At 72.4% G+C, this 26,522-nt stretch carries 24 protein-coding genes and 1 pseudogene; 11 read left to right on the top strand and 14 right to left on the bottom strand.

All coding sequences use genetic code 11. The features are described from left to right. Positions 1–45: 45 nt before the first annotated feature. Positions 46–246 (top strand): hypothetical protein, encoded by a 201-nt coding sequence (locus tag NITAL_RS25805; protein WP_052669093.1) that lies wholly within the window; start codon positions 46–48, stop codon positions 244–246. Beyond that, entirely contained in the window at positions 247–522 is a 276-nt protein-coding gene (locus NITAL_RS29670; RefSeq protein ID WP_083442333.1) for an OsmC family protein, read from the top strand. A gap of 41 nt (positions 523–563) precedes the next feature. Here NITAL_RS29670 and NITAL_RS25810 read toward each other — a convergent pair whose 3' ends face one another. Beyond that, entirely contained in the window at positions 564–1,196 is a 633-nt protein-coding gene (locus NITAL_RS25810; RefSeq protein ID WP_052669094.1) for a hypothetical protein, read from the bottom strand. A 150-nt stretch (positions 1,197–1,346) separates the two neighbouring features. Here NITAL_RS25810 and NITAL_RS25815 point away from each other — a divergent pair, with 150 nt between their 5' ends. Beyond that, positions 1,347–3,593 carry a 6-phosphofructokinase gene (locus tag NITAL_RS25815; RefSeq protein WP_211262686.1) on the top strand — a complete coding sequence of 749 codons (2,247 nt, stop codon included), beginning with the start codon at positions 1,347–1,349 and terminating at the stop codon, positions 3,591–3,593. 81 nt (positions 3,594–3,674) lie between these two features. Here the strand turns inward: NITAL_RS25815 and NITAL_RS25820 are convergent, their stop codons facing one another. After that, positions 3,675–4,229 carry a hypothetical protein gene (locus NITAL_RS25820; protein ID WP_052669095.1) on the bottom strand — a complete coding sequence of 185 codons (555 nt, stop codon included), beginning with the start codon at positions 4,227–4,229 and terminating at the stop codon, positions 3,675–3,677. A 207-nt stretch (positions 4,230–4,436) separates the two neighbouring features. Between NITAL_RS25820 and NITAL_RS25825 the strand changes: the two genes are divergently transcribed. Further along, on the top strand, positions 4,437–5,399 hold the full coding sequence (locus NITAL_RS25825; RefSeq protein ID WP_052669096.1) for a ribokinase: 963 nt from the start codon (positions 4,437–4,439) through the stop codon (positions 5,397–5,399). On the opposite strand, the gene NITAL_RS27680 is transcribed toward NITAL_RS25825, so the two are convergent. Then, on the bottom strand, positions 5,391–5,561 hold the full coding sequence (locus NITAL_RS27680; protein WP_157042114.1) for a hypothetical protein: 171 nt from the start codon (positions 5,559–5,561) through the stop codon (positions 5,391–5,393). The two genes, NITAL_RS25825 and NITAL_RS27680, sit on opposite strands and share 9 nt — an antisense overlap. 239 nt (positions 5,562–5,800) lie before the next feature. Here NITAL_RS27680 and NITAL_RS27685 point away from each other — a divergent pair, with 239 nt between their 5' ends. Both NITAL_RS27685 and NITAL_RS25835 read left to right on the top strand, forming a co-directional pair. Further along, on the top strand, positions 5,801–6,199 hold the full coding sequence (locus NITAL_RS27685) for a cupredoxin domain-containing protein (protein WP_211262687.1): 399 nt from the start codon (positions 5,801–5,803) through the stop codon (positions 6,197–6,199). A 183-nt stretch (positions 6,200–6,382) separates the two neighbouring features. Continuing rightward, the gene (locus tag NITAL_RS25835; RefSeq protein WP_052669097.1) at positions 6,383–7,909 is read left to right on the top strand and encodes a L,D-transpeptidase family protein; all 1,527 of its coding nucleotides are present in this window, start codon (positions 6,383–6,385) and stop codon (positions 7,907–7,909) included. A 36-nt stretch (positions 7,910–7,945) separates the two neighbouring features. On the opposite strand, the gene NITAL_RS25840 is transcribed toward NITAL_RS25835, so the two are convergent. The 7 genes and pseudogenes from NITAL_RS25840 to aceB form a co-directional block, all read right to left on the bottom strand. Then, positions 7,946–10,327 (bottom strand): ATP-binding cassette domain-containing protein, encoded by a 2,382-nt coding sequence (locus tag NITAL_RS25840; protein ID WP_052669098.1) that lies wholly within the window; start codon positions 10,325–10,327, stop codon positions 7,946–7,948. A 64-nt stretch (positions 10,328–10,391) separates the two neighbouring features. Further along, on the bottom strand, positions 10,392–10,883 hold the full coding sequence (locus NITAL_RS25845) for a VOC family protein (protein WP_052669099.1): 492 nt from the start codon (positions 10,881–10,883) through the stop codon (positions 10,392–10,394). Between the two features lie 165 nt (positions 10,884–11,048). After that, positions 11,049–11,459, bottom strand: a complete 411-nt coding sequence (locus tag NITAL_RS25850; RefSeq protein ID WP_052669100.1) for a VOC family protein — start codon at positions 11,457–11,459, stop codon at positions 11,049–11,051. Positions 11,460–11,640: 181 nt separating this feature from the next. Then, positions 11,641–12,057, bottom strand: a pseudogene (locus tag NITAL_RS25855) (helix-turn-helix transcriptional regulator); the annotation flags it as partial. A 60-nt stretch (positions 12,058–12,117) separates the two neighbouring features. After that, positions 12,118–12,621 (bottom strand): hypothetical protein, encoded by a 504-nt coding sequence (locus NITAL_RS25860; protein WP_052669101.1) that lies wholly within the window; start codon positions 12,619–12,621, stop codon positions 12,118–12,120. Then, on the bottom strand, positions 12,618–15,881 hold the full coding sequence (locus NITAL_RS25865) for a DEAD/DEAH box helicase (RefSeq protein WP_052669102.1): 3,264 nt from the start codon (positions 15,879–15,881) through the stop codon (positions 12,618–12,620). The genes NITAL_RS25860 and NITAL_RS25865 overlap by 4 nt, the downstream gene beginning before the upstream one ends. Positions 15,882–16,301: 420 nt before the next feature. Beyond that, the gene (gene aceB, locus NITAL_RS25870; protein ID WP_052669103.1) at positions 16,302–17,954 is read right to left on the bottom strand and encodes a malate synthase A; all 1,653 of its coding nucleotides are present in this window, start codon (positions 17,952–17,954) and stop codon (positions 16,302–16,304) included. Positions 17,955–18,238: 284 nt separating this feature from the next. Here aceB and NITAL_RS28360 point away from each other — a divergent pair, with 284 nt between their 5' ends. The 4 genes from NITAL_RS28360 to NITAL_RS25885 all read left to right on the top strand — a co-directional run bounded on the left by NITAL_RS28360 (position 18,239) and on the right by NITAL_RS25885 (position 20,748). Continuing rightward, positions 18,239–18,394, top strand: coding sequence for a DUF6131 family protein (locus tag NITAL_RS28360; protein WP_169786961.1), 156 nt, complete (start codon positions 18,239–18,241; stop codon positions 18,392–18,394). 179 nt (positions 18,395–18,573) lie between these two features. Beyond that, positions 18,574–19,536 (top strand): inorganic phosphate transporter, encoded by a 963-nt coding sequence (locus NITAL_RS25875; protein ID WP_052669104.1) that lies wholly within the window; start codon positions 18,574–18,576, stop codon positions 19,534–19,536. 39 nt (positions 19,537–19,575) lie between these two features. Then, positions 19,576–20,217 carry a DUF47 domain-containing protein gene (locus NITAL_RS25880; protein ID WP_052669105.1) on the top strand — a complete coding sequence of 214 codons (642 nt, stop codon included), beginning with the start codon at positions 19,576–19,578 and terminating at the stop codon, positions 20,215–20,217. Positions 20,218–20,253: 36 nt separating this feature from the next. After that, a complete protein-coding gene (locus tag NITAL_RS25885) occupies positions 20,254–20,748 on the top strand; it encodes an ASCH domain-containing protein (protein ID WP_083442035.1) in 495 nt (164 codons plus the stop codon). Positions 20,749–20,764: 16 nt separating this feature from the next. Here the strand turns inward: NITAL_RS25885 and NITAL_RS25890 are convergent, their stop codons facing one another. Further along, positions 20,765–21,538: an O-methyltransferase gene (locus NITAL_RS25890; protein WP_052669106.1), complete on the bottom strand. Its 774-nt coding sequence runs from the start codon at positions 21,536–21,538 to the stop codon at positions 20,765–20,767. 73 nt (positions 21,539–21,611) lie between these two features. Beyond that, positions 21,612–22,769, bottom strand: a complete 1,158-nt coding sequence (gene argE, locus NITAL_RS25895; protein WP_083442036.1) for an acetylornithine deacetylase — start codon at positions 22,767–22,769, stop codon at positions 21,612–21,614. Between the two features lie 131 nt (positions 22,770–22,900). Here argE and NITAL_RS25900 point away from each other — a divergent pair, with 131 nt between their 5' ends. Further along, positions 22,901–25,054, top strand: a complete 2,154-nt coding sequence (locus NITAL_RS25900) for a beta-propeller domain-containing protein (RefSeq protein ID WP_169786962.1) — start codon at positions 22,901–22,903, stop codon at positions 25,052–25,054. 72 nt (positions 25,055–25,126) lie between these two features. Here NITAL_RS25900 and NITAL_RS25905 read toward each other — a convergent pair whose 3' ends face one another. Continuing rightward, on the bottom strand, positions 25,127–25,537 hold the full coding sequence (locus tag NITAL_RS25905) for a VOC family protein (RefSeq protein WP_052669108.1): 411 nt from the start codon (positions 25,535–25,537) through the stop codon (positions 25,127–25,129). A gap of 39 nt (positions 25,538–25,576) precedes the next feature. Further along, positions 25,577–26,509, bottom strand: coding sequence for an AraC family transcriptional regulator (locus NITAL_RS25910; RefSeq protein ID WP_052669109.1), 933 nt, complete (start codon positions 26,507–26,509; stop codon positions 25,577–25,579). Positions 26,510–26,522: the final 13 nt, after the last annotated feature.

Genomic DNA, 26,522 nt, shown 5'->3' on the forward strand with positions numbered 1-26,522 from the left:
GGTGCTCGGCCAGCCAGGGTGGAGGCACCGCCCCGGAGGATGCCGATGGCCGACGTCGCCTACACCTCGAAGGTCCGCATCGTGCGCGAACGCGGGCCGCTGCGCACCGCGATGCTGCCCGGACGCGCCGACCCCGTGACCTTCGGCGTCCACGGTGACATCGCAGCCCACTACGGCGTGGACCCCGACGACTTCCCGCCTGACGCGACCACGATCGACTACCTGGTCGCCGCAGCGGGCGGCTGACTGACCGGGACGCTCGGGGGTGCTCTCGAAGCACGAGGCATCCCCGCCGGAGGCGGTCGTCTCCGATCCGACATCACCGGCGAGGTCGAACTCGAGGGCAAGACGCTCGTCCTCAAACGCGTCCACGCCGCCTACACCCTCGAGGTCGACGAGGACGCCGACCGCGACGCCATCGACCGGGTCCTCGGCTTCCACGCCGACCGCTGCCCCGTCGCGCGCTCGATCCGTGCAGCCATCGAGATCACCACGTCGATCGAACTGACCGCGGCCTCGTGACGCGGATGCCGTCATCAGACGGCATCCGGGCGCGTGGGGCCTCAGCGGTCGGGCCAGCGTCCCTGCCGTTCGTACTCCAGGTGGCGCACCACCTGTCGCGCCTGGTCCCGAGCCTGCTCCAGCGGGCTCTCGTTCGCGATCAGCTCCGCCAACCGCCGGTAGACCGGCGTGCCTGCCACCCACGGATCGGCGTCCACGACCTGGCCGCGCTGCCGCTCGGTCAGGTCCGCCTCGTCGAAGCGGTCACGCAGCCCGTCGGAGCTGCGTTCGAGCCAGGCACGCAGGTTGCGACGGTGCGTCGGAGTCAGCTCGTCGAGCTGCTCGACTGCACCTGATGAGGAGGTCCAAGTCCGGGTCTGCAGCAGCTCGACCGGGTCGACCGCGGAGGGGCCCCGCCCACCGCGTGCCGCCGCCGCATCGAGCAGCTCCGCGATCCGCCGGTGAAGCGGGGCGACCTCCGCCAGCGGCACCTCGCCGTCGGCCACGCGCCGGGCGGTCGCCTCGTCGTCGGGTGCGAACGCCGCCTCGTAGCTCGACCGGTGGGTGTGCAGCTGCCGGGCCACCCGCCGCAGCAACCTCGCGTCGGCATCGGCGAGCACGACGGTCCGCCCGTCGGTCAGCGTGACCTCGACCGACTGGTTGACGTCCTCCGGGTCCAGCGTGATCCGTGCCACGGACCCTCCTCACCGCGACGAGACGGACAGCCCCCGGATGCTACGTCCAGGCGCGCACGCAGGTCCGCAACACGCCGCCCTCGTGGGTCGGTCCTTGCCGCGGCGCCGCGTGCGGTATAGGTAGGCGCTCCCACGCGTCCCGGAGCTCCCGTGCCAGAGTCGACCGCCCCCTCGCGCATCGCCGTGCTCACCAGCGGCGGTGACGCCCCAGGGATGAACGCCGCCGTCCGCGCCGTCGTCCGCACCGGCCTCGCCGCCGGGGTCGAGGTCAACCTCGTCTACGAGGGGTACCGCGGGCTCGTGGACGGCGGGGCGGCGATCGTCCCCGCGACCTCCGCTGACGTCGGGGGCATCCTGCAGCAGGGCGGGACCGCGATCGGCACGGCCCGATCCGAGGCGTTCCGCACCCGTGACGGACGTCGCCAGGCCGCCCGCAACCTCGTCGAGCGTGGCATCGACGCCCTCATCGTCATCGGCGGCGACGGCAGCCTCACCGGCGCCGACACCTTCCGGACCGAGTGGCCCGAACTGCTCGCCGAACTCGTCGAGGAAGGTGACATCGACGAGGACACCGCGGCCGCGCACCCGCACCTGCGGCTGGTCGGCATGGTCGGCTCGATCGACAACGACATGTTCGGGACGGACATGACCATCGGGGCCGACACGGCCCTCCACCGGATCACGGAGGCCATCGACGCCCTCCACGCCACCGCCTCCAGCCACCAGCGCTCCTTCGTCATCGAGGTCATGGGCCGCAACTGCGGGTACCTCGCCCTGATGTCGGGCCTGGCGACCGGGGCGAACTGGATCTTCGTCCCCGAACGTCCGCCGAACACCGACGACTGGGCCAGGTCGCTGAGCCGGACCGTGGAGGCCGGACGTCGCGTCGGACGCCGCCAGAACATCGTGGTCATCGCCGAGGGCGCCCACGACTGGCAGGGCGAACCCATCACCGCCGACCAGGTCAAGGAGGCCCTCGAACAGGGGCTCGGTGAGGACACCCGCGTCACCATCCTCGGTCACGTGCAGCGCGGCGGTGCCGCCTCGGCGTTCGACCGCAACCTCGGCACGCGGTGCGGTCACCGGGCCGTGCACGAGCTGCTCGCGCTCGGACCCGACGAGCCCGCCAAGCTCGTCGGTATCCGCGAGAACCGCATCACCACCTCCGACCTGCTCGAGGCCATCGAACGCACCCACGCGGTCGCCGACCTGATCCAGCAGAAGCGCTACGAGGAGGCGATGGAGCTGCGCGGGGGCAGCTTCGTGGAATCGCACGCGACCCTGCGCACCCTGGTCCGGGCTCAGCCACGCCCACCGGAGGAGGGCGAGCGTGCCGGCAAGCGCCCGCTGCGCATCGCCGTCCTCCACGGCGGGGGCCCCGCGCCCGGCATGAACACCGCCGTGCGCGCAGCTGTCCGCATCGGCCTCGACAGCGGTCACGAGATGTTGCGGGTCGACCGCGGCTTCAAGGGCCTGCGCGACGGTCGGGTCGAGCCCTTCGGATGGATGTCGGTCAGCGGCTGGGTCTCGCGCGGAGGTGCCGAGCTCGGGACCCGACGGTGGGTCCCCGACGAGGCCGACGTCGCCCGGATCGCCGAGCAGATCGCCGAGCACCGCATCGATGGGCTCCTGATGATCGGCGGCCTGACCGGCTACCTGGCCTCGCACGCCCTGCAGGCCGCCCGCGACATCCACCCCGCGTTGGATCTGCCGATCGTGTGTCTGCCTGCCACGATCAACAACGACCTGCCGGGCACCGACCTCACGGTCGGCACGGACACGGCGCTCAACGCCATCGTCAGCGACGTCGACAAGATCAAGCGGTCAGCGGTGGCCTCACGACGGTGCTTCGTGGTCGAGGTGATGGGCAAGGACTCCGGCTACCTCGGCCTCACCAGCGCGCTGGCGACGGGCGCCGAGCGGGTCTACCTGCCCGAACGCGGCATCACCCTCCGGCAGCTGCACGACGACGTCGACGCGTTGAGCGCCGCGTTCGACGAGGGACAGCAGCTCGGGCTGCTCATCCGCAGCGAGAACGCCGATCCGGTCTACACCACCGAGTTCGTCCGGTCGGTCTTCGAGAAGGAGAGCGGGGACCACTTCGACGCCCGCGCGTCCATCCTCGGCCACCTCCAGCAGGGCGGGGACCCCTCACCGTTCGATCGCATCCAGGCGACCCGGCTGGCCGTCCGGTGCGTCGGGCACCTGATCGAGGCGATCGAGGCCGGTGACACCGCCGGGGCCATGATCGGGCTGCAGCGTGGCCGGGTGGCCTTCACCCCCCTCGATCAGCTGACGGAGCTGCTCGCGGAGGACGCCGACCGGCCGGCCGAACAGCCGTGGCTCGACGATCTGCTGCCGATCGCGGAGGCCATGTCCGTGCCCGGTGTCGACTGAGACCTACGACCCGCACACGCCGGAGGGCCGGTCGACGGGATGTCGACCGGCCCTCTGCTTCGGGGTTGGGTTCGGGTCGGATCAGAAGGCGACGGCGCTGCGACGGAGCTTGAGGACGATGAAGCCCAGGGCCGCCAGGGTGAGGCCGATCACGATGGCGAAGGCCGCCAGGGCGTAGGCCATGATGCCGAGGTTGAGGACGGTGGTCAGCGAGGTGGCGTCGATCCAGCTGAGCCGTGTCTCGTTGGGGACCATCACCGCTTCGCCAGCCTCATCGAGGACGACCTCGCCGGCCTCGTCGACCATCGGGACCATGCGGTCCATCTCGGCGTAACGCAGACCCTCGGTCCGCTCGAGCTGGTGGTGGGTGATGATGTCGGACTGGGCGTACATCGACAGCGGACCGCGGACGGGCACCTCGGGGAAGATCGCGTCGTCCGGGGTGGTGATGTTCTCCACCGCCGCCTGGCGGTAGGTGAAGGTCGCGCCGGCGATGCCGCCGAGCACCGAGCCGAAGCCGATGACCATCGCGAAGATGGCGACGAAGGTGAACAGGCGGTTGGGCCTGAGCTTCAGCTCGGCAGCAGGTGCCTCGCCGCGGGGGGTGGTGACGTCGGGGGTGTTGATGACGCTCATCGGTCTCGCCTTTCTCGGGGTGGGGCTGGGGGCGCGTCCCTGGTGGCTGCGCCGTTGTGGGAAGTGTCGGTGACGTAGGGGTGGGCTCCCACGGGCGGAGGCCACCGCTCGGCCGCCGCTGGTCACCGGCCCCGTGGGACCTTCGCCCCCACGTGTCGTGGGCCTCCCGACGCGTAACGTCGACGACGATCTCCCGGAGGGCTGACGATGACCGACGACCCGGCTCGCTACGACGTCGCGGTCGTGGGCAGTGCCAACGTCGACCTGGTGGTCCCGGTCGAAGCGCTGCCTCGACCGGGACAGACCGTGCTCGGTGGCGACCACCTACGCGCACCCGGAGGCAAGGGCGCCAACCAGGCGGTCGCTGCCGGGCGCCTCGGACGGCGCGTGGCCATGATCGGCCGCGTCGGCGATGACGACCCCGGTCGGCTGCTGCTCGACTCGCTTCGCGCGGCAGGCGTCGACACCGCCAACGTCCGTACCACGCCCGATGCGCCGAGTGGCATCGCCCTCATCACCGTCGACGCTGCCGGTGAGAACACCATCGCGGTCAGCCCCGGGGCCAACGCCCGTGTCACGGTCGGCGACGTCCAGACAGCGGGCACGTTCCTGCGTCACGCAGCGGTGACGCTCGTGCAGCTGGAGGTGCCGCTCGACGCCGTCGCCGCGGCCGTCGCCGAGGCAGGGGGGACCGTGGTCCTGAACCCTGCCCCGGCGGTGGCCTTGCCAGCCACCACCCTGGCGAACGTCGACGTGTTGACCCCCAACCGCAGCGAGCTGGGGGTGCTGGCGGGGACGGCCACCCCACGCACCATCGACGAGGCGGTCACCGCGGCAGAACGGTTGCCACGAGGGATGGCGGTGGTGGTGACCCTCGGGGCCGACGGTGCGCTCGTCCTCGACGGCGACACCATCGAGCACCTCCCCGCCTGTGCCGTCACGGCGGTGGACGCGACCGGCGCAGGTGATGCCTTCTGCGGCGCGCTGGCCGACGGTCTGAGCCGCGATCTCACGCTCGTGGAGGCGGCCCGCTGGGCCGTTCGGGTGGCCGGCGCTGCGACCACTCGCTGGGGAGCGCAACCCGCGATGCCGACCCCCGAAGAGGTGGAGGCGCTGACCGACCGGGTGCTCGGTGGCAGCGACGCGGGCGGGACCTCGCGCTCAGTCTGAGCCGGCCGCCAACCGCGCTGCGGCCGCCGCGCCCTCGCCGAAGACGGTCCGCGTCCCGGTGCGGTGCAGGTCGCACGCCGTGCAGGATGCTGCGATCGTGCGCAGCTGCTCCAGCGTGGCGTCGTCCGGGATCAGCTCCGCAGCTGTGCTGGTCGGCGCCACTCGCGACCTCCACGTGGACACGCACGCGTTCGACATCGAAGGTGCCGTCGGGGTCGCAGGGGTGCCACGTCCGGGACCCGTGCGGCCGGGCGTGTGCGGTGGGTCGATCCCCGCGAGCGCCACCCGTCGGTGTGTTTGCTGTCCGCGGGTCGGGACGGTGTGGTGGGCGGCCGGCACGGGGATCGTGCGGGGCTGCCGGGGTACGCCGCCGATCCCCTCGTGGGACGAGAGGACCATCCGTGGGACAACACCGACGCAGGCTGACGCGCACCGTGGCGGCGGGGCTGCTCCTCGCGGGGCTCCTCGCGGGGTGCGGCGATGACGATGGTGCGGGGGCCGAGGACGCGGGCATCGACGACACCGATGCCGGTGGGGACGTCGGTGAGGACGTCGCGGCAGAGGTCGACATCGTTGACAACGGGTTCGAGCCGGACGCGCTCGAGGTGTCGGTCGGTGACCACCTCACCTGGACCAACACGGGTGCCGCGGCGCACACGGTCACCTTCGACGACGGGCCCGATTCGGGGAGCATCCCGAGCGGCGAGACCTTCAGCCACACCTTCGAGGATGCCGGTGAGTACACCTACGCCTGCGCTATCCACCCGGCGATGCGGGGCACGGTCGCCGTGACCGGGTGACGGACAGCAGCTCCGGGCAAGGTCAGACGCAGGACGACGCCCCGAGGTTGCACGGGGCCCTGGGCCGCGAGCTCCCGGCGGTCGCAGCGCACGCCGCGTCCCCTCCGAAGCGGTGCTGAGCGCCGGCTCGAGGCGGCGTCGCTACCTTCGGCCGCCGGCACACACCTCACGGGGGATCGCACGATGACCGTCAGCTCCACTACGTCGCGCTGGCTCCGCCCGCGCATCGTGGCCGTCCTCGTCGTCGCCGTCCTGATGGTGACGACGGTGGCTGCGCTCAGCGCATCGGCGTGGGCCTACGGCGCGACGGTCCGTGACGGGGCGCAGCTGCTGCCGGGGACCACGATCTCGTCCGTGCCCGTCGGTGACACCAGCGTCGAGGAGGCGATCGAGACCGTCTCCGCCCACCTCGCCCCCACGCTCGACCGCACCATCACGGTGACCCACGGCGACCTGTCCTGGGAGACCACGCCACGGGACCTCGGGGCGGTCACCGACCTGGACGCGGTCGTGACCGCGGCGGCGGCGCGGGCCGACGACCTCGGTTTCGCCGATCTGGTCAAGCTGCGGTGGCTCGGATCCACCGACGGGCTGGTCAGCGACGTGGCCGTCTCCGTCCCCGAGGACGAGGTCGCCGCGTTCGTGGCGACGATCGCGCACGACCTCGATCGCGCGCCCCGGGACGCCGAGGTCGGCTGGGTCGACGGCGCGGTCACCGTCACCGTCGAGGGCCGTGATGGTCGCGACGTCGAGCAGGACGAGGCCGTCCTGGCGCTGACCGAGATCGTCACCGGCGACGGCACCGAGCTGACCGTCCCGCTGACCACCGCCGCCCCGGCCATCACCACCGACATCGCCGAGCAGGTCGCCCACGATGTCGGTGCGGCCGTCGACGTCGCGCTGGACCGAGCCGTCACCGTCTCGCTCGACGGCCGCACCGAGACGATCACCGGCCGCGAGCTCGGGGCCGACCCGGAGGTGGACCCGCTGGTCGCTGCTGCCCTCGCGGCTGCGACCAGCGACGGGGACCCGCCGAGCTTCGACGTCGCGTTGACCGTCGCCGACGAGCGCATCGGCGCCGTCCTCGACACGGTCACCGCCGGATCGGCCGTGCCCGCCCGGAACGCCTCGCTGGACCTCTCCAACGGTGGCTTCAAGGTCACCCCCGAACGCAACGGCGCCGCCGTCGACCGCGCCGAAGCGCTCGCGAAGGTCCACGCCGCCCTCGACGGCGCTGCCGATCGTGTCGAGCTCGAGCTGCGGACGGTCCGCCCGACGATCACGGCTGACGCGTTCCGGCAGGTGCTCGTCGTCGACCACTCGACCACGACGGTCACGCTGTACGAGGGCGGTGAGGCGCGCAAGGCCTGGCCCGTCGCGATCGGGACCAACAACAGCCCGACCCCGAAGGGCACGTTCGTCGTCGGCGCCAAGCGCTACGAGCCGACCTGGGTCAACCCCGCGCGGGACCGGTGGGGCAAGGACATGCCGGAGCGCATCGGCCCGGGGCCCGACAACCCGCTCGGCGCCCGGGCCCTCAACTGGAACCGCCCCGGCGGTGGGGACACGCTGATCCGCTTCCACGGCACCCCGAACGAGGCCTCCATCGGCACCGCGTCCTCCAACGGGTGCGTCCGGATGTTCAACAAGGACGTCATCGAGCTCTACGACATGGTCTCGACCGGGACGACCATCATCAGCAAGGACTGAACCGGCGCCCGCAGGCACCCGGGGTCACCCGGTTGGTCAGCCGACGTAGTCGGCCAGGTGCTGGCCGGTGAGGGTGCTGCGGGCCGCGACGAGGTCGGCCGGGGTGCCCTCGAAGACGATCCGGCCACCGTCATGCCCCGCGCCAGGGCCGAGGTCGATGATCCAGTCGGCGTGCGCCATGACTGCCTGGTGGTGTTCGATGACGATGACCGACTTGCCGGCGTCGACGAGCCGATCGAGCAGTCCGAGCAGGTGCTCGACGTCGGCGAGGTGCAGGCCGGTCGTCGGTTCGTCGAGGACGTAGACGCCACCCTTCTCGCCCATACGGGTGGCGAGCTTCAGACGCTGCCGCTCGCCGCCGGACAGCGTGGTCAGCGGCTGGCCGAGGCTCAGGTAGCCGAGGCCGACGTCGACGAGCCGGTGCAGCACCCGGTGCGCGGCCGGCGTGGCAGCCTCGCCGTCGGCGAAGAACGCCTCCGCCGCGGCCACCGGCATGGCGAGCACGTCGGCGATGTTCCGCCCGCCGAGGGTGTACTCCAGCACCGACGCCTGGAACCGCTTGCCCTCGCAGTCCTCGCACACGGACTCGACGGTGGCCATGACACCGAGCTCGGTGTAGATGACGCCGGCGCCGCTGCAGGTGGGGCAGGCGCCCTCCGAGTTGGAGCTGAACAGGGCCGGCTTGACGCCGTTGGCCTTGGCGAACGCCTTGCGGATGGGCTCGAGCGCCCCGGTGTAGGTGGCCGGGTTGCTGCGCCGTGATCCCTTGATCGCCCCCTGGTCGATCGCGATGACGCCGTCCTGCTCGGACACCGAGCCGTGGATCAGCGAGCTCTTGCCCGAACCTGCCACCCCGGTGACGACCACGAGCACCCCGAGTGGGATGTCGACGTCGACGTCCCGCAGGTTGTGGGTGTCGGCGCCGCGGACCTCCAGCACGTCGGTCGCTGTCCGCACCGTCTCCTTGAGCGTCGCGCGGTCGTCGAGGTGGCGCCCGGTGATGGTGTCGCTGGCCCGCAGCCCCTCGACGGTGCCCTCGAAGCAGATCGTGCCGCCGGCGGTGCCGGCGCCGGGACCGAGGTCGACGACATGGTCGGCGACCGTGATCGTCTCGGGCTTGTGCTCGACGACCAGCACGGTGTTGCCCTTGTCGCGCAGCTGCAACAGCAGCTGGTTCATCCGCTCGATGTCGTGGGGGTGCAGCCCGATGGTCGGCTCGTCGAAGACGTAGGTGATGTCGGTCAGCGCCGAGCCGAGGTGACGGATCATCTTGGTGCGCTGCGCCTCGCCGCCCGACAGCGTGCCGGCCGGCCGGTCGAGCGAGAGGTAGCCGAGCCCGATGTTGACGAACGAGTCGAGGAGGTGCTGCAGGCCGGTGAGCAGTGGAGCGACCGACGGCTCGTCGAGGTCGCGGACCCACTCGCGCAGGTCGCTGATCTGCATGGCGCAGACGTCGGCGATGTTCTCGCCCGCGATCCTCGAGGACCGCGCCTCCGGGGCGAGCCGGGTGCCGTCACAGTCGGGGCAGGTCGTGAAGGTCACCGCCCGCTCGACGAAGCGGCGGACGTGGGGCTGCAGCGACTCGACGTCCTTCGAGAGCATCGACTTCTGGATCTTGGTGATCACGCCCTCGTAGGTGAGGTTGACCCCGTCCACCTTGATCTTGGTCGGCTCCTCGTAGAGGAGCTTGTGCAGCTGCTTCTTGGTGAACGTCGCGATCGGCTTGTCCATCGGCAGTCCGGCGCCACCGAAGATCCGGCCGTACCAGCCGTCCATGCTGTAGCCCGGGATCGTCAGCGCGCCGTCGGCCAGCGACCTGCTCGCGTCGTACAGCGCGGTCAGGTCGATGTCGCTGACGTTGCCCATCCCTTCGCAGCGTGGGCACATCCCACCGAGCCGGTTGAAGGTGGCCTTCTCGGCCTTGGTCTTGCCGCCACGCTCGACGGTGATGGCACCGGTCGCCTTCACCGAGGGGACGTTGAACGAGTACGCCCCCGGCGGGCCGATGTGCGGCTGGCCGAGCCGGCTGAACAGGATGCGCAGCATCGCGTTGGCGTCGGTCACGGTGCCGACGGTGGATCGGGGGTTGGCGCCCATCCGCTCCTGATCGACGATGATCGCCGTCGTCAGACCGTCGAGCAGGTCGACCTCGGGCCGCGCGAGCGTCGGCATGAAGCCCTGCACGAACGCGCTGTAGGTCTCGTTGATCATCCGCTGCGACTCGGCGGCGATCGTGGCGAACACCAACGAGCTCTTGCCCGACCCGGACACGCCGGTGAACACCGTCAGCCTGCGCTTCGGGAGCTCGACGCTCACGTCCTTGAGGTTGTTCTCGCGCGCACCCTGGACGCGGATCAGATCGTGGCTGTCGGCGGGGTGCAGCTCCTGCTCGGCGCTGGTCTCGGTGACCGTGCTCATCGTGTCTCCGTGGTTCGGCGGGGGACCGCCGTTCGATCTCAGTGGCGAACCGTAGGGCGTACGGTCACTCGACGACGCCGTTCCTGGTCCGGGTGGGGACGTCCGAGATGGCCTCCCAGACGAAGCCATCCGGGTCGGCGAACGGTCCGGCCCCGCTGGCGATGGCGATCCGGTGCGATCCGGTGCCCTCCGGTGGGACGCCGGCGTCCTTCGCGAGGGCCCGGCGCCCGTAGAGTGCCAGCCTGACCGCTCCCGCTGGCGCCTCGAACTGCACGTATTTGCGCCCGAAGCTCCGGTCGACGGCGAGCCCACGGTCCACGTAGAACCGCTTGCTCGCGAGCGCCGTCGCGCCGGCTTCGATCCCGGCGTCCACGAGCCGGTCGACGTCGGCCGGCCGGGGGACCACGAGGGACAACGTGAAGCCGCGGAACCCGGACGTCGCAGCCTGCGAGGTGCGCAGGTGGACCGGGATGTCCGGACCGAGGAACGTGGCGTAGAACGCCTCGGCGGTGGCGAGGTCGGCGACCTCGAGGGTGATGGCCTGGATGGCGGTCATCGGCGGTTCCTCTCACGGTCGGGTCGGGTCGGTTCGTGGCGCGGTGGGGTGGCCCAGCGCCGGTTCGGCGCAGGGGTCGCTGACCGCCGGTCGGCGGTGGTCGTGCGATGCTCGGATCGGCGGACGGTGCTGGCCGGCCTCAGGCCGACCAGCGGCCCGAGCAGCTCAGGACGTCGCTTGGATCCGGACCATGTTGCCCGCGGGGTCGCGGACGGCGCAGTCGCGCGCGCCCCAGGGCTGATCGGTCGGCTCCTGCACGATCTCGGCGCCGCTGGCCTCGATCCGCTCGAACGCGCCTTCGAGGTCGTCGGTGGCCAGCAGCAGACTGGCGTAGGTGCCCTTGGCCATCATCTCGGCGATGACCCGTCGCTCCTCATCGGTGACACCGGGGTCGGCACCCGGCGGGTGCAGGACGACGTTCACGTCGGGCTGGGCCGGCGGGCCGACGGTGTTCCAGTGCATCCCGCCGTACTCGACCTGCTTGCGGACCTCGAAGCCGAGGGCGTCGCGGTAGAACGCCAGCGAGGCCTCCGGGTCGTCGTGCGGCAGGAAGGTCGAGTTGATGCTGATGTCCATGGTGTCGCCTCGTGGGTGTCGGAAGCGGTGCGTGCTGTGCGACTCACGCTACGTCCGACGACGCCCCCGACGCTTCTCGATTCCTGACCGGGTCCCCCGTCTCGCTCCGCTCGTTGCCCCCCGGTCGGGTCCTGACCACATCCTCCGGGTCCCCCGTCTCGCTCCGCTCGTTGCCCCCCGGTCTGGTTCTCACCGGCCTGGTGACGCGCTTGGCGATGCACGGGGCCATCCCCACCGTGGCGTCGCCGTGCTCGCGGCGGTAGACGCTGGGCGGTACGCCGACCAGTTCGGTGAAGCGGGTGCTGAACGTGCCGAGGGACGAGAACCCGACCTCGAAGCAGACCTCGGTGACGCTCAGGTCCCCACGCCGCAGCAGCGCCATCGCCCGCTCGATGCGGCGCGTCATCAGGTAGCTGTACGGCGACTCGCCGTAGGCCGCCTTGAACTGACGGCTGAGGTGACCGGCGGAGACGTTGATGCCTCGAGCGAGCGCCTCGACGTCCAGCGGCTGGGCGAACTCGCGGTCCATCCGATCGCGGACACGGCGCAGCAGCGCGAGGTCCCCCAGGCGCTGCGAGTCGGCGGATCGGCTGGTCACGGCGCGATCGTGCCAGGTCGCCGGGCTGGTGCCCAGCGTCACGGCGGCGTCACACGCCGGTCAGTCCTCGTCGACGAGATCCTCGGCGTCGATCAGGCCGCCGGCCGCCGCCAGCAGCCCGGCGGTCGTCACCGCGCGGTCGTAGACGACGCCGAAGTACTGCTCGGCGATGACCTCGTGACCTGGCAGCGGGGGTGGACCGAGCGACCGCGAGACGGCCGCCGGGTCGTCGGTGATGCGCACGTCCTGGCTCGCCTCGGGCAGCAGCGACGCGTCACCCCAGAACCGTGGCGCGTCATGCAGCACGTCGGGGCGCCGGTTCTTGCTGCGCCGGTTGTTCTGGGACCGCTTGCGACCACCCTTGCGGCCGCGCTTGTTGCCGCCACCGCCTCCTTGCTTGCCGCCGCCCTGCTTGGTGGCCTTCGGGGTGTCGCCGCCGGCCTGCTTGCCGCCGCCACCGCCGCCGCCGCCACCGCGGGCGCGCCGTCGCCGCGACCCACCGCCGCCGGCAGCCTGGTCGCCGCCGTCCTGGACGCGGGTCCGTTCACGCTTGCGTTCGCTCACGCGGCATCCCCCTTCTCGAGCGGCTCGGCCGCTTCGGTCAGCACGGCCGAGGGATCGAGGCCGAGCGCTCGCCGCAGCTGCTCGGAGTCGAGGTCCCCGACCGAGCTGGACTTCGGCAGCGCCAGGTCGGCGATACGCCGCTTGCCCGCGACGACCTCCTCGACCCGTTCGTCGACCGTCCCGGGGCACACCAGGCGGTGCGCGACGACGGTCCTGGTCTGCCCGATGCGCCACACCCGGTCCCGGGCCTGGTCTTCGACCGCGGGGTTCCACCAGCGGTCGTAGAGCACGACGTGGGAGGCCGCGGTCAGGTTCAGACCCGTCCCACCGGCCTTCAGCGACAGGACCATCGCTCCCGGACCGGTGCCGGCCTGGAAGGACTCGACCATCCGGTCCCGGGCGCCGCGGGCGAGACCGCCGTGGTAGCAGGCGATGTCGACGCCGGTGCGCGCCGTCAGGTGCTTGGCCAGGCGCTCGCCCCACGTCGCGAAGTGGGTGAAGATCAGCATGCGCTCGTTCGACGCGAAGACGTTGTCGACGATCTCTTCGAGTCGAGCGAGCTTGCCGGACCGGTCCGCGAGGGGTCCGTCGTCACCGGTGTACGCCGCCGGGTGGTTGCAGATCTGCTTGAGCGCCGTGATGGCTGCGAGCACCGCACCCTTGCGCTTCGGGGCGTCGTCGGTGTCGGCGCTCTCCACCACCAGCTCGTCGAGCACGGCCTGGTACAGACCGATCTGTTCGGTGGTCATCGGGCAGTGGTCGAGGGCGTCGATGCGGTCCGGCAGCTCGGCGGCGATGACGGGTTCGGCCTTGGTGCGTCGGAAGACGAGGACGCCGTTGAGGGTCTTGAGCGCCGACTCGGCGCTCGCGCCACGCTCGGACGCCGCGTGCATCTGCGCCACGAAGGTGGCGCGATCGCCGACCAGCCCCGGGTTGACGAAGTCCATCAGCGCCCACAGGTCGCCGAGGCCGTTCTCGATCGGGGTCCCGGTCAGCACCACGCGTGCGCGCGCCTCGAGCCGCCGCAGCTGCTGCGCGGTCTCGCTGGTCGGGTTCTTGATGACCTGCGCCTCGTCGAGCACGACCCGGCCCCAGGTGACGCCGGACAGGTCGTCGATGTCGCGCAACGCCGTGCCGTAGGTGGTCAGCAGGACGTCCGCGGACGCGATCTCGGCCGCGAGCTCGTCGTCCTCGGACCGCGACGAACCGTGGTGCACCACGACCCGCAAGCCCGGCGTGAAGCGCTTGGCCTCGGCGGCCCAGTTGCCGACGACCGCCGGCGGCGCGATCACCAGCGACGGCGCACCGTTGGTCGTCCGGGCGAGGTGGGCGAGGAGCGTCGGGGTCTTGCCGAGGCCCATGTCCAGGGCGAGGCAGCCGCCGAGGCCGGCCCCGTCGAGGAACTCCAGCCACGCGAGCGCGTCGGCCTGGTAGCTGCGCAGCTCGCCCTCGAAGCCCTCCAGGGTCGTCGGCGGGTGTTCGGGGATCTCGCGCGCGCTGCGCAGGAGGTCCGCGGCCCACCCTTCACCGGCGATCGAGACCGGACGTCCGAGCGCAGACCCGTCGAGTCCGAGCGCCATCCGCAGCATGTCGGCGCCGGAGAACTTGGTCTGGTCGGCCCGGTCCGCCAGGGCGGCGGCCGCGGCCTCGAGGTCGGCGTGGTCGACCTCGACCCACCGCCCCTGCGACTTGACCAGCGGTCGGGACTCGGCCGACAGGCGGCGGATGTCCTCGGCGGACAGCTCGACGTCGTCGAACACCGCCGACCAGCTCACGTTCGACAGCTGCTGGGCGCCGACCGCGGTCTCGCTGGTGGGGTCGGAGGTGATCCGCAGGGTCGGGGTCGCCTTCTTCGGCGACAGCGGCGGTACCCGGACCTCGAACCCGGCGGCGACGAGCGTCGGACCGAACTCGGTCATCAGCTGCCACGCCTCGTTCTGGCTCAGGATCACCTGACCGCGGCGCGTGTCCTTGGAGCGGCGCAGCGGCAGGTACAGCCCCTCGAGGCGCTCGAGCTCGCGCTTGATCGCCTCCTTGCGGTCGTGGTTCGCCCGCGACATGGCCGCTTCGACGTTCTCGTCCTTGCGACGCCCGTCGTTGGTGAGCGTGCGCAGCAGCCAGGCGTCACCGTCGTCGGGCGGGTCGAGCTGGACGGTCAGCTGCAGCTTGCTGGCGCCGGTCACGCCGCTGGCCCAGGACGCCAGCGCCTTGCCGACCTCGCTGCCCTGGTGGTGCGGTGCCTCGAAGCTGGATCCGTCCAGGCGGCCGAGGAACGCCTCGGCGACGTCACCGGCCGTGCGCGGCTGCGGCGGCGGGGCGGGGACCTCGACGCGACCCGCAGCGTCGCGACAGATGGCGTCGACGAAGCCGGAGACGATGGACCGGGTCACGTGCTTCGGGTCGGGCTGACGGTCCAGCACCGCGACGGCGCCGGGCATCGTGCGCGTCAGGCTCGACAGCTCCTCGTGGTCGATCAGGGTCGGTTCCCAGCGCACGGCGAAGTCCGAGCGGTTGCCTGCGGCATCGGCGACCTTGCGCAGCTGCGGCACCATCCGGCCGTGAGCCACGAGGCGTACGGCGAGCCCGGCGGCCAGGCCCATCCAGGTCACGCTCGCTCCGAGCGCCTCGTCACCACCCGTGGCCACGAGGGACACGAGCCATCCGAGCGACGACTGGACGGGCGCGGACACCGCGTCGGCCACGTTGCCGTCCGGGAGCTCGATGGTGGGGTGCGGCTGCCAGTTGCCGGTGGAGGCACCGGCGGCCTCGAGCCGCTCGAGCAGCAGGGGTTCGGGTTCCGGTTCGGCCCCGTAGCCACTGGCCCAGGCGATCACGTCGCCGTCGTGCCAGGTCAGCTGGAGCTGGGCGACACCGGGCTCGGCGAGGACCGGCACAGCCTCCTGCGGTCCGTCCGGGGTGGTGGCGGCCGGCTCCTTCGCAGCGGGCCGGTCGGGCTGCGGGGCGCGCCCACCGCGCTCGCCGGGACCAGCACGGCCGCCCTTGGCCACGGCAGGCGGGGGCTCGGGCTGCTCGCCGGTCAGGTCGAACAGGTCCTCGTCGATGCGCTCGAGCTCGGCCTCGAAGTCGCCGAGGACGAGGTCGCGCTCGGGACCGGTGACCTCGCCACGCAGGCGGGTGATGGTCCGCAGCACGTCGCGGCGGAGGTCGTGGAGCGCATCGATCCAGACGGCCTCGTCGTCCTCGAGCCGGTCGAGGTCCTCATCCGAGGCGAGCCCATCGAGGTGGGCCTGCGCGAGCAACCGCGCGTCGTGGAGGTCCAGAGGCGGGCGCCGTGTCGTGGTGGTGATCGCGGTGTCTCCCGTGCGATCGGGCCCGTGGGGTTACGCGGGCGCGTCCGGTGGACGGCCGTGGGCCGGCGAGCGTGGTGCTCTCGGCCGGCGAGGCCGGTCGACGGTGCCCCCACGGCCCGTTCCCCACGGGACCGATCAGGTGCATCGTCGGCGTGCTGCACGGTGGTCGTGAGCACGGCCACCCGGTGGGACCGGGTGGGGTTCGCCACGGCGCCGGTGGCGCCGCCCCGCGGCCTGGAGGCCGTCAGCCGGGGCTCGGGGTGCGAGCTCCGGGAGCGGCGGAGTGGGGAGTCCACCCGCGGGTTCGGCTCCCCACTGTACCTGCCCGACCGGCCCGAGCTCCACCTTCCGGTCCCGGCCGGTCGTCGCTCACCGGGTGCTGGCGTCTCGGTCGACCGCGTCGCGCGCCTCGGGTGGTGCCAGCAGGTCGTAGGCGGGCAGGGTCAGGAAGTCCACGAAGTCGGACCCGAGGGCCACCCGGGTGAACAGCTCGGCGGCGGTCCGGACCCTCGCGGCCGTCTCCTCGTCGGGGGACAGGTCGACCAGGCGGCTCATCTCCTCGGTCAGCATCCCGCCTACGAGGGCGTCGTCGATCGGCGTGCCGTCGTCGCAGGTGGCTCCTGCCTCGCGCCACTGCCACAGCTGGGCGCGCGAGATCTCGGCCGTGGCCGCGTCTTCCATGAGGTTGTCGATGGCGACCGCCCCGCGGCCTCCGAGCCAGGCGGCGAGGTACTCGACCCCGACGGCCACGTTGGTCCGCACCCCCGCACGCGTGATCGCGCCGCCGGTCGAGCGGAGGTCCAGCAGCGCGTCCGGGTCGGTCGACACCTCGCCGTGCGGTCGATCGAGCTGGTTGGGTCGGTCACCGAGACGGTCGCTGAACACCTCGGTGCACAGCGGCACGAGGTCCGGGTGGGCCACCCAGGAGCCGTCGAACCCGTCGTCGGCTTCGCGCTCCTTGTCCGCGCGGACCTTCGCCAGCGCCCGCGCGGTGACCTCGGGATCGCGGCGGCTCGGGATGAACGCCGACATGCCACCGATCGCGTGGGCGCCCCGGCGGTGGCACGCCGACACCAGCAGCTCGCTGTAGGCCCGCATGAACGGCACGGTCATCGGCACGTCGCTGCGGTCCGGCAGCACGAAGTCCGGCCCGGCCGAGCGGAAGACCTTGATGATGCTGAACAGGTAGTCCCACCGGCCGGCGTTCAGCCCGGTCACGTGGGGGCGCAGCTCGTGGAGGATGGCTTCGAGCTCGAACGCCGCCGTGATGGTCTCGATCAGGACCGTCACGCGGACGGTGCCGGTCGGCAGGCCGAGGTGCTCCTCGATCGCGGTCAGCACGTCGCGCCACAGCGCCGCCTCGGCCGCGGATTCGAGCTTGGCGAGGTACAGGTACGGGCCGCTGCCTCGGGCGAGCAGTTCCTCGGCGTTGTGCAGCACGTACAGGGCGGCGTCGACGATGCTGCCCGACACCGGGGCACCGTCGACGGTCAGGTGCCGCTCGTCGAGGTGCCAGCCCCGGGGACGCGTCACGATCGTGGCGAGGTCGTCCTCCTGCGGCAGCGTGTAGACCGTGCCGTCGTCCACCTCGTGCCGGAGGGTGCGGCGTACCGCGTCCTGGAGCACGACCTGACCGCCGACCACGTTGTGCCAGTGCGGGGTGTTGGCGTCCTCGAGGTCGGCGAGCCAGACCTTCGCCCCGCTGCGCAGGGCGTTGATCGCCATCTTCGCGTCGGTGGGCCCGGTGATCTCGCAGCGACGGTCGGCGAGGTCGGCTGGCGCCGGTGCGACCCGCCAATCGGGGTCGGCTGCGATGGCCCGGACGGCCTCGGGGACCGCGATCGTGCCGGTCGCGTTCGCCTCCCCCTGACGGGCGGCGCGGACGGCGAGGAGGTCGTGGCGCCGCGTGTCGAAACGACGGTGGAGGCGACTGAGCAGCGTGAGCGCATCGGGGGTCAGGACGCGGTCGGTGCCCGGCACGGGCGGTCCGACCACGACCGCGGGTCCGTTGGACGGCGGCACGCTCGGCTCCTTCCTGGGGGGACCGACGCTAGTCAGCCTCGAGGGGAGGGTGGGGGAGACGAGGTCGTGGCCCGCAGGGGCGCTCCGCCGGCCACCACCATCCGGCCCATCTTCACCGTGCGTGACGCCCGCCTCGCGGCCAGGTCACGCGTACGACCTGTGGCCGGACAGTCGCTGTCCGTGTTCGCCGAACGGACGGTGTCGCGCGGCCTCTGAGGTGGGGTTCAGTGGACCTCGACCCGGGAGCCGCACCACCCGGCGTCCCCGACCCAAGGAGAACCACCGTGATCAGCCTGGGAGTCATCCTCCTCATCCTCGGCCTCGTGCTCGGCATCGGCATCCTGCAGACGCTCGGCGTGATTCTGCTCGTGGTCGGAGCCATACTGTTCCTGCTCGGCTCGGCCGGTCGCGCCGTCGGCGGGCGACGCCACTACTACTGACCTGACGCCCCGGGTCGGCTCCTGACCGGACCCGGCTCCGCACCCGCACGGCCCCCCGGGATCTCCCGGGGGGCCGTCGCGCACCCGGACCGCACCGGAAGCGGCGGTCAGCCCCTACGGTCGTCGCCGACGCGCACGGGTGACCGTGCCCGCCCCGGGAGGTGAGGAGGCCGGGCGGGATGACGACCTGGCTGGTGGTGGTCGCGACCGCGTTCGCTTTCGTCAACGGTGTCAACGACGGCGGGGCGCTGCTGTCGGTGGGCCTCGATGTCCGCACGATGCGGCCGCTGACGTCCCTGCTGGTCCTGACGGCCGCCGTCGTCGCGGCACCGGTCGTGCTGGGGACCGCCGTGGCCACCACGCTGTCGTCGCGCCTGGTGACCTTCGAGGGCGCCGACGGGGCGGTCACGCTGCTGATCGCCGTCCTCGTGGCCGTCGCGGTCACGTGGGCGTTGGCGTCGCGAGGGTTGCCGACGTCGTTGACGCTGGCCGTCGTCGGCGCGATCGCCGGTGCGGGCGTCGGGGCGGCCCTGCCGGTGGCCTGGCGGACGGTCGTCATCGTCCTCGTCCTCGCGGCCGCGGCGCCGCTTGCGGGCCTGGGGCTCGCCTGGGGCCTCACCCGGGTGGCGGGCGCCTGGCCATCGTCGCGGCCGCTCGATCAGCGCACCCGGCGCTGGCACGTCGGTGCGTTCGGGCTCCAGTGCTTCGCCTACGGGGCCAACGACGGGCAGAAGATGCTGGCTGTCCTCGCCGTCTCCGCGGGGACCGCGACCGCGAACAGGGTGCCGGTCGTCGGCTGGCAGCTCGGTCTGGCAGGTGTCGCCTTCCTGGTGGGCGCGGCGGTGGGGCTCCCGCGGGTCGCCCGGACGCTGAGCGGCGGGGTCGTCGCCGTCCCGCCGCACGAAGCCGTGATCAGCGAGCTGTCCTCGGCGACCGTGGTGCTGGCCACCGGGGCGATGGGGTCACCGGTCTCGATGACACAGGCGATCTCGGGTGGTCTGGTCGGCGCCGGTGTGACCCGGGGTTACGCCCGCGTGCGGTGGGGCCAGGTGCTGCGCCTCGGTGCCGCGTGGGTCGTGACCCTGCCCGCGGCCTTCCTCGTCAGCGCTGCCGTCGTCGGGGTCGTGATCCGGCTGCGGTGAACCCGGGGGCGTGCGACGATCGCCCACCAGGAGGTGCACGTGTTCGATCGGCTGCAGCGTTTCGCACGTGATCTGACCGGCGGCAGCGACGCCGTGCTCGTCGGCCACCTCGTCGATCAGCTCGATGCGACCCTGGCCGGGGTCGCGATCACCCGTGCGCTGGCGGCCGGTGAGGTCGACACGTCGCTGGCCCGCGAACGGCTGAGCGACGTCGAGTCCGTCGGGGACGCGGCCCGCCGGGCCCTGATCGTCGACCTCTCGCGCACCCTGGCCGCACCGATGGACCGCGAGGACATGTTCCGACTGTCGCGGTCCGTCGACGACGTGCTCGACAACCTCCGCGACCTCGCCCGCGAGTTCGACCTGTACCGGATCCCGAGCGAGCCGCTGCTGGTCGACGCGCTCGCGAACGTCGAGGCGGGTGTGCTCGGGCTCCGGGAGGCGATCGGTTCCCTCCTCGAGGCGCCGGAGCGGGCGTCGCTGCTGGCGGCCGACGCCAAGAAGACCGACGTGCGCTCCAGCTACCAGCACGCCGTGGCAGCGCTGCTCGCCGAGGACCGCGAGGTCACCACCGAGATCCTGCGCCGTCGTGAACTGCTGCGTCGCGTGGACGTGACGGGCCTGCGCTTGGCCGAAGCTGCGGACGCACTGGCCGACGGGGCCGTCAAGCGCAGCCACTGATCGGCAGGCTCGGTGGTGGTGTCTAGGGTGGCCCGCATGGATGTCCCAACGGCGCGTGACGAGTTCGAGGTGGCGTTCACAGCGGCGACGGGGTTGGCGGCACCCCCCGTTGCGTCGGCGTTCGGTGATCCCGGTCCGCAGGCCGACGAGCTGGCCCGGCTGACCGCGGTCGGGCGCAAGCGAGCGACGGCGGGGATGCTCGACGACTACCTCGCCGCCGGCGAGGCACTACCGCAGCGAGGAGACCTGCTGATCGTGCTCGACGGCGACGAGGCACCCGTCTGCGTGATCCGGACCACGTCGGTCGAGGTCATCCCGTTCAGCTCCGTCGACGCCGCGTTCGCGTACGACGAGGGCGAAGGCGACCGGACCCTCGCCTCCTGGCGAGCCGAGCACGAACGGTTCTTCACCGCACGCTGCGAGGCGCTCGGGATCGACTGGCACCAGCGACGCGAGGTCGTCTGCGAACGGTTCGAACTCGTCTGGCCCTCCCCGGACGTCGGTGGCCCCCGACGCCGACCAACGACCTAGGAGCAAGCCCGCCGCATCAGGACCACGCGTCGTCGGCGCCGAGGACCACGACGCCGACGCGACCGAGGTCGGCGTGCGCGGACGCCGAGAGGCGACGCTGCACCTCGGTCCAGGCGGCCGCCATCGAGTCCGACCAGGTGATGTCGTCGAGGACGAGCACGGCGCCGGGTCGGCTGGCGGCACGGATCTGGTCCACGTAGCGCAGGGTCGCGTTGCCGTCGTGGTGACCGTCGACGAACACCAGGTCGTACGGGCCGCCGTCGAGCGCGCCGGGCAGTGTCCGTGTGAACGTGCCCACGACGACCTCCGCGTCCTCGAGCCCGAGCCTGCGGAAGGTGTCGCGGGCCACCTCGGCCCGGTCCTCGTGTCCCTCGAGGGTCCGCAGCGTGCCGCCACCCGGCCGGCCACCGCCCGACGCCGCTGCGAGGTAGGACCCCGAGACCCCGACGCAGGTCCCCATCTCCAGGACCCGCGAGGCACCGACGCGGCGTGTCAGCTGCCACAGGGTCCAGGCGTGCTCGGGGGAGACGGAGGCCTTCTTGGCGACCGCGCCGACGGTGCTCTCCACCTTGCCGCCGTTGCGGGTCAGCACGTCCGTGCTCCGCACCAGCCGTCGGCGTTCGGCCTCGATGCGCTCGAACCACCGCTTCGTGTCGCGGTCCGCGCGTCGAGCCGCCACGGCCCGCAACCCGTCGGCGAGGCGTTCGGCGGGGCGGCCGCCCTCGCGGCGCAGGTCCCGCGCCATGGCGCGCAGTTCGTCGCGTCGCTCGCGGCCGAGGACGATCGTCACGTGGGCTCTCCGGTCGGTCCCCGGACGCTAGGTGGCAGCTGCTGGCTCGGGATGGACGAACGTTCGGTGTCGCTCAGCGCCGCAGGTGCTCGGTCAGGCCCACGACGAAGCGCTGGCACGCCTCGAGCTGCTCCAGGGCGAGCCACTCGTCGGGCTGGTGCGCCTGGTCGATGTCCCCGGGGCCGCACACGACGGTCGACCATCCCGCCGCCTGGAAGTGGCCACCATCGGTCGCGAAGGCCACCGTCCGGGCGGGGGAGGTGTCCCCCGTGATCGAGCGCACCAACCGTTCGGCCTCGCCGTCCTCCTCCGCGGACAGCGCTCGGGCGACGGCGTCCTCGACGCTGGACACCGCTCCGACGTGGACGTCACGACGCAGCCGCGGCAGGACGTGTTCCTGCACGAACCGATCGACGTCGCGCCGGATCGCGTCGCTGTCGTCCGCGGGGACCGGGCGGTACTCCCAGGTCAGCTCGGCGCGGCGAGGGACGATGTTGATCGCCTGGCCGCCGGTGACGGTCGCCAGGTTGAAGGTGGTGTAGGGCGGATCGAAGCGTTCGTCGTGTCGCGTGGGGTCGGTGCGGTGCTGCTCGGCCACGTCGTCGATGTAGGTGACGATACGCCCGAGCGCGGCCACCGCGTTCGCGGCCAGATCCGGCCGGCTCGAGTGCCCGTCGAGCCCATCGACGGTCGTGGTGAACGCGCGGACGCCCTTGTGCGCCGTCACCACCGCCATGGAGGTCGGCTCCCCGACGATCACGGCCGCAGGTCTCGGGTAGGCGTCGGCCAGTCGCAGGACGGCCGACGGCGCGCCGAGGGTGCCGAGCTCCTCGTCGTAGGTCAGTGCCAGGGTGAGCGGGCGGGCGAGCCCGGCACCAGCGAGGTCCGGCAGGGCGGCCAGGACGACGGCGAGGAACCCCTTCATGTCGGTGACCCCGCGGCCGTACAGCCGGCCGTCCTCCTCGTGGACCGTGAAGGGGTCGCGGCTCCAGGGCTGACCGACGACGGGTACGCAGTCGGTGTGCCCGGTGAGGACCACCCCGCCCGGGACGTCCGGTCCGATCCGGGCCAGGAGGTTGGCCTTCGTCCCGTCGGGGGACGGGACGCGCTCGTGCGGGATGTCGTGTGCGTCGAGCAGGCCCTCGACGAAGGCCACCAGGTCGAGGTTGGAGCGGGAACTGGTGGTGTCCATCCCGACGAGGGTGGCGAGCAGCGAGCGGGTGTCGTCCACGTGGGGCTCCGACGGCCGGCGGAGGCCTGACGCTAACGGCTCGCTGCCATGCAGGGCGTCGTGCTCGGCACCGCGCGGGAACCCTACGCCCGTGGAGGGCGTCCCACCATCGTCGAGGCGTGGAGATGGTCGTGCGTACAGCGGTGGCGTTGGTCGGTGCGGTGGCGGTGTTCGCCGCCGGCGTGGCGGTGGGTTCGTCGGGACGCGGCCTGACCGGGCCGCTCGGCCCCGGCGGGGACGGCCCAGCGGTCGCCCTGCCGGAACGGCTCGACCTCGCCGGGGCGCTGACGGGCTTCGATGCCTGCGACGACTACCTCGACCACGTCCGGGAACGGGCGCTCGAGCAGGTGACCCCCTACGGGCTGTTCGGCGGGGGCGGCTGGTTCGGCGCCACTCGGCTCGCCGCCGAGCTGGACGGTGAGGAGATGGCGGCGACCGACCAGGCAGGGGCCGCCGACGCCGTCCCTGCGGCGCCGACGTCGGGCATCACACCCGATGACGTGTCGGGCACCAACGTCCAGGAGCAGGGCGTCGACGAGCCCGACCGGGTCAAGACCGACGGGCAGACGCTCTACGCCATGGTCGGCGACCGGCTGCGGATCGTCGACATCTCGGGCGACACCCCCGAGGAGCTCGCCGAGGTCGGGCTGCACGAGGGTGGCTGGGGTGCCGAGCTACTGCTGTCCGGCGACCGGCTGCTGGTGACCTCGGCCCAGGGCGGGTTCATCCCGTTCGCCGGCGAGCGCATCTCGGGTGACGTCGTCCCGGGCTCGGGGTCGACCACCACGCTGACCGTCATCGACGTCGCCGACCCGGCATCGCCCGAGGTGGTCGAACGGTTGATCCTCGACGGCGCCACCCTGTCGTCGCGGATGGTCGACGGCGTCGCGCGCGTCGTCATCCGCACCGAACCGGCCATCAACCTGCCGTGGGAGCACCCCGACGCCGGCGGGCTGCGTGCCGAACGGGCGTCGCTCGCGGCCAACGAGGCGCTGATCCGCCGGAGCGAGGCGGAGGACTGGCTGCCGTACTTCGTCCACGAGACCGCCGACGGCGACCGCCAGGAGGGCACGCTCGTGGCGTGCGAGCGCGTCGCACAGCCCGAGGAGTTCTCCGGTCTCGGGCTGCTGTCGGTGCTGACGGTCGACGTCGAGGCGGGTGCGCTGCGGCCCGGTCCCGGGACGGTCGCCATCCTCGCCGGCGGTGACACCGTGTACGCCTCGCCCGACCGGCTCTACGTCGCCACCCAACGGTGGCGGGAGACCTGGCGCCCTGGTGGCAGCGTGGGGTGGTCCACGGCCGAACCGGCCGACGACATCGAACCGCGGTTCCCTCCACCGGACGAACGTGAGCCCGACGTCACCACCGAGCTGCACGCGTTCGCCATCGACACGCCCCGGGCCACCGACTACCTCGGCAGCGGCGCCGTCGACGGGACCCTCCTCAGTCAGTGGGCCCTGTCCGAGCACGACGGCGTGCTGCGGGTGGCGTCCACCGTCGGTGACCCGTGGTCGGCGGCCTCCTCCGAGAGCTCGGTCACGACCTTCGAGCTGCGCGGCGGTGCGCTGGTCGAGCTCGGGCGCGTGGACGGCCTCGGCCCGACCGAGACCATCCACGCCGTGCGGTTCCTCGGTGAGGTCGGGTACGTGGTCACCTTCCGCCAGACGGACCCGCTGTACACCGTCGACCTGTCGGACCCCACCGCGCCCGAGGTGGTCGGCGAGCTCAAGATCCCCGGCTTCTCGGCCTACCTGCACCCGGTCGGCGAGGGCCGCCTCATCGGGGTCGGTCAGGACGCCAGCGAGGAGGGCGTCACCGAGGGCGTCCAGGTGTCGCTGTTCGACGTGTCGGATCCGGCCGACCCTCGCCGCACCGACACCGTGACGGTGCCGCGCAGCGAGAGCCCCGTGCAGTGGGACCACCGCGCGTTCCTGCACTGGCCCGCGACGGGTCTGACCGTCGTCCCGGTGACCCGCTACTTCTGGGGTGAGCCGGGCGAGGAGCGGCCCGTGGGCCCGGGGTCCGGTGCGCTGGCGCTCGTCCCCGACGGTGACACCCTGCGGGCCGCCGCCGACCACGCACCCGACGCGCTGGTGCTCAACCACGCGGACGCGCCCGGTCCGGGCGCGACCGAGGCTGAGATCGCACGGTCGTTCGACGGTGCGTACGCCGGCGCGATCGTCCGGTCGCTGGTCACCGGTGACCGGCTGATCACCGTGTCCGAGCGCGGGGTGGTCGTGCACGACCTCGCCACCCTCACCGACCGAGGAACCCTCGGCTTCTGAGCTCACCGATCGGCCGTGCGTGCTCCTGCGGTCGCTGAGCGACCTCCGTCCGCACCGCCGGCTGGCCGCTGGCTACTCGAAGGGTTGCCACGGGTCGTAGGTGCCGACGTTCCACAGGTTGCCCTCGGGATCGAGACAGGCGTAGTCGGTGCTGCCGTGGTCGGTCTCGTGCAGTTCGATGACGATCTCGGCGCCGGCGGCGACCGCGCGGTCGTGGTGGGCCTTCGCATCGGTGACCATGAGGTAGGGGCTGCTGGTGGGGCGACCGACCTCACGCACGGTGGTGACGAGCCTGCCGTAGGGACTGTCGGTGGCGCTGCCGAGCATCACCATCCCGTCGCCGAAGGTGAGCTCGGCGTGGGCGACGCCACCGTCACCGTCGTCGAAGCGCTGGTGCACCTCGAAGCCGAACGCGGTCACGAGCCACTCGATGGCGGCCGGTGCGTCGTGGTAACGGAGGGTGGGGATGAGTGGGGATCCCATGGATGGACTCCAGGTCGACGGCGAAGGACGTCACCGACGCTACGGCCCGCTCGGTCCGGCGGTCTTGGAGGGATGGGAACCGCGGGCGTGGTGCCCGGGGACCTCGAACCAGCCGTCCGGGAGCCGGCGTTCGCGCAGCTGCGTCGGGGTGAGCCCCGTGAAGGCGCGCACCTCGTGGGTCAGGTGGGCCTGGTCGGCGAACCCCGTCTCGGCCGCGACGGCCGCCAGGTCGCGACCGTGGTCGAGGCGGGCCGTGACCTGCTCGAGCCGGACCAGCTGGGCGATGCGCTTCGGCGAGAGCCCGAACGCCCGGTTGAAGGTGCCCGACAGGTGGCGGCGGCTCCAGGCGAGCTCGCCCGCCAGCTCCTGGACGGGGAGGAGGCCGCCCGTGGCCACCATGCGCCCGAGCGCGAACGGCAGCTCACGCCGCACCCGGGGGGTGTCCGGCAGCCGCTGGATGAGGGCGTGTTCCAGGGCGTCGAAGCGGTCGGTCCACCCTCGTGCGTTCGCGAGCCGGTCCTCCAGCGCGCGTCCGGGCGCACCGAGGACGGCATCGAGCGGCACGGTCCGGCGTGCCACCTCCGCGATCGGGCCGAGGATGCGGAGGGCTCCGATGGGGGTGAGCTCGACCTGCATGCCGTGGAAGCGTGGTGCGGTGATCGCCACCAGCTCGTCGTGGATGCCGGCCACGAACGAGGTGACGGTCGTGGCGGGACGGCTGCCGTCGGCCGGTCCGATCCGTTGGTCGAGGTCGAAGCTGATGACCAGCTGCACGCCCGTCGAGGGCGGACCGAGGTGGATCGCCCCGGCGGCCACGTGCTGGTCGTAGCCGACGACGGAGCGGACCAGGCCGGTCAGGCGCGGGTGCACTTCCCGCGTGGCTCCGACGGCGGTGGTGACCACGCCGTCGGAGCGTGCCAGGCGCACCGGTCGCGCGGGATCGGTGGCCAGGACTGCGGGGGACGAGCGCACCCGGTCACCGTAG

Origin of the sequence: Nitriliruptor alkaliphilus DSM 45188, assembly GCF_000969705.1 — a bacterium.
GTDB classification, from domain to species: Bacteria; Actinomycetota; Nitriliruptoria; order Nitriliruptorales; family Nitriliruptoraceae; genus Nitriliruptor; species Nitriliruptor alkaliphilus.

Bases quoted from the DNA above. Each gene is read 5' to 3' on its own strand.
- NITAL_RS25835 (WP_052669097.1), top strand. From the start codon at position 6,383: ATGACCGTCAGCTCCACTACGTCGCGCTGGCTCCGCCCGCGCATCGTG.
- NITAL_RS25825 (WP_052669096.1), top strand. From the start codon at position 4,437: ATGACCGACGACCCGGCTCGCTACGACGTCGCGGTCGTGGGCAGTGCC.
- NITAL_RS25820 (WP_052669095.1), bottom strand. From the start codon at position 4,229: ATGAGCGTCATCAACACCCCCGACGTCACCACCCCCCGCGGCGAGGCA.
- NITAL_RS25805 (WP_052669093.1), top strand. From the start codon at position 46: ATGGCCGACGTCGCCTACACCTCGAAGGTCCGCATCGTGCGCGAACGC.
- NITAL_RS25850 (WP_052669100.1), bottom strand. From the start codon at position 11,459: ATGGACATCAGCATCAACTCGACCTTCCTGCCGCACGACGACCCGGAG.
- NITAL_RS25875 (WP_052669104.1), top strand. From the start codon at position 18,574: ATGACGACCTGGCTGGTGGTGGTCGCGACCGCGTTCGCTTTCGTCAAC.
- NITAL_RS25905 (WP_052669108.1), bottom strand. From the start codon at position 25,537: ATGGGATCCCCACTCATCCCCACCCTCCGTTACCACGACGCACCGGCC.
- NITAL_RS25845 (WP_052669099.1), bottom strand. From the start codon at position 10,883: ATGACCGCCATCCAGGCCATCACCCTCGAGGTCGCCGACCTCGCCACC.
- NITAL_RS25885 (WP_083442035.1), top strand. From the start codon at position 20,254: ATGGATGTCCCAACGGCGCGTGACGAGTTCGAGGTGGCGTTCACAGCG.
- NITAL_RS25840 (WP_052669098.1), bottom strand. From the start codon at position 10,327: ATGAGCACGGTCACCGAGACCAGCGCCGAGCAGGAGCTGCACCCCGCC.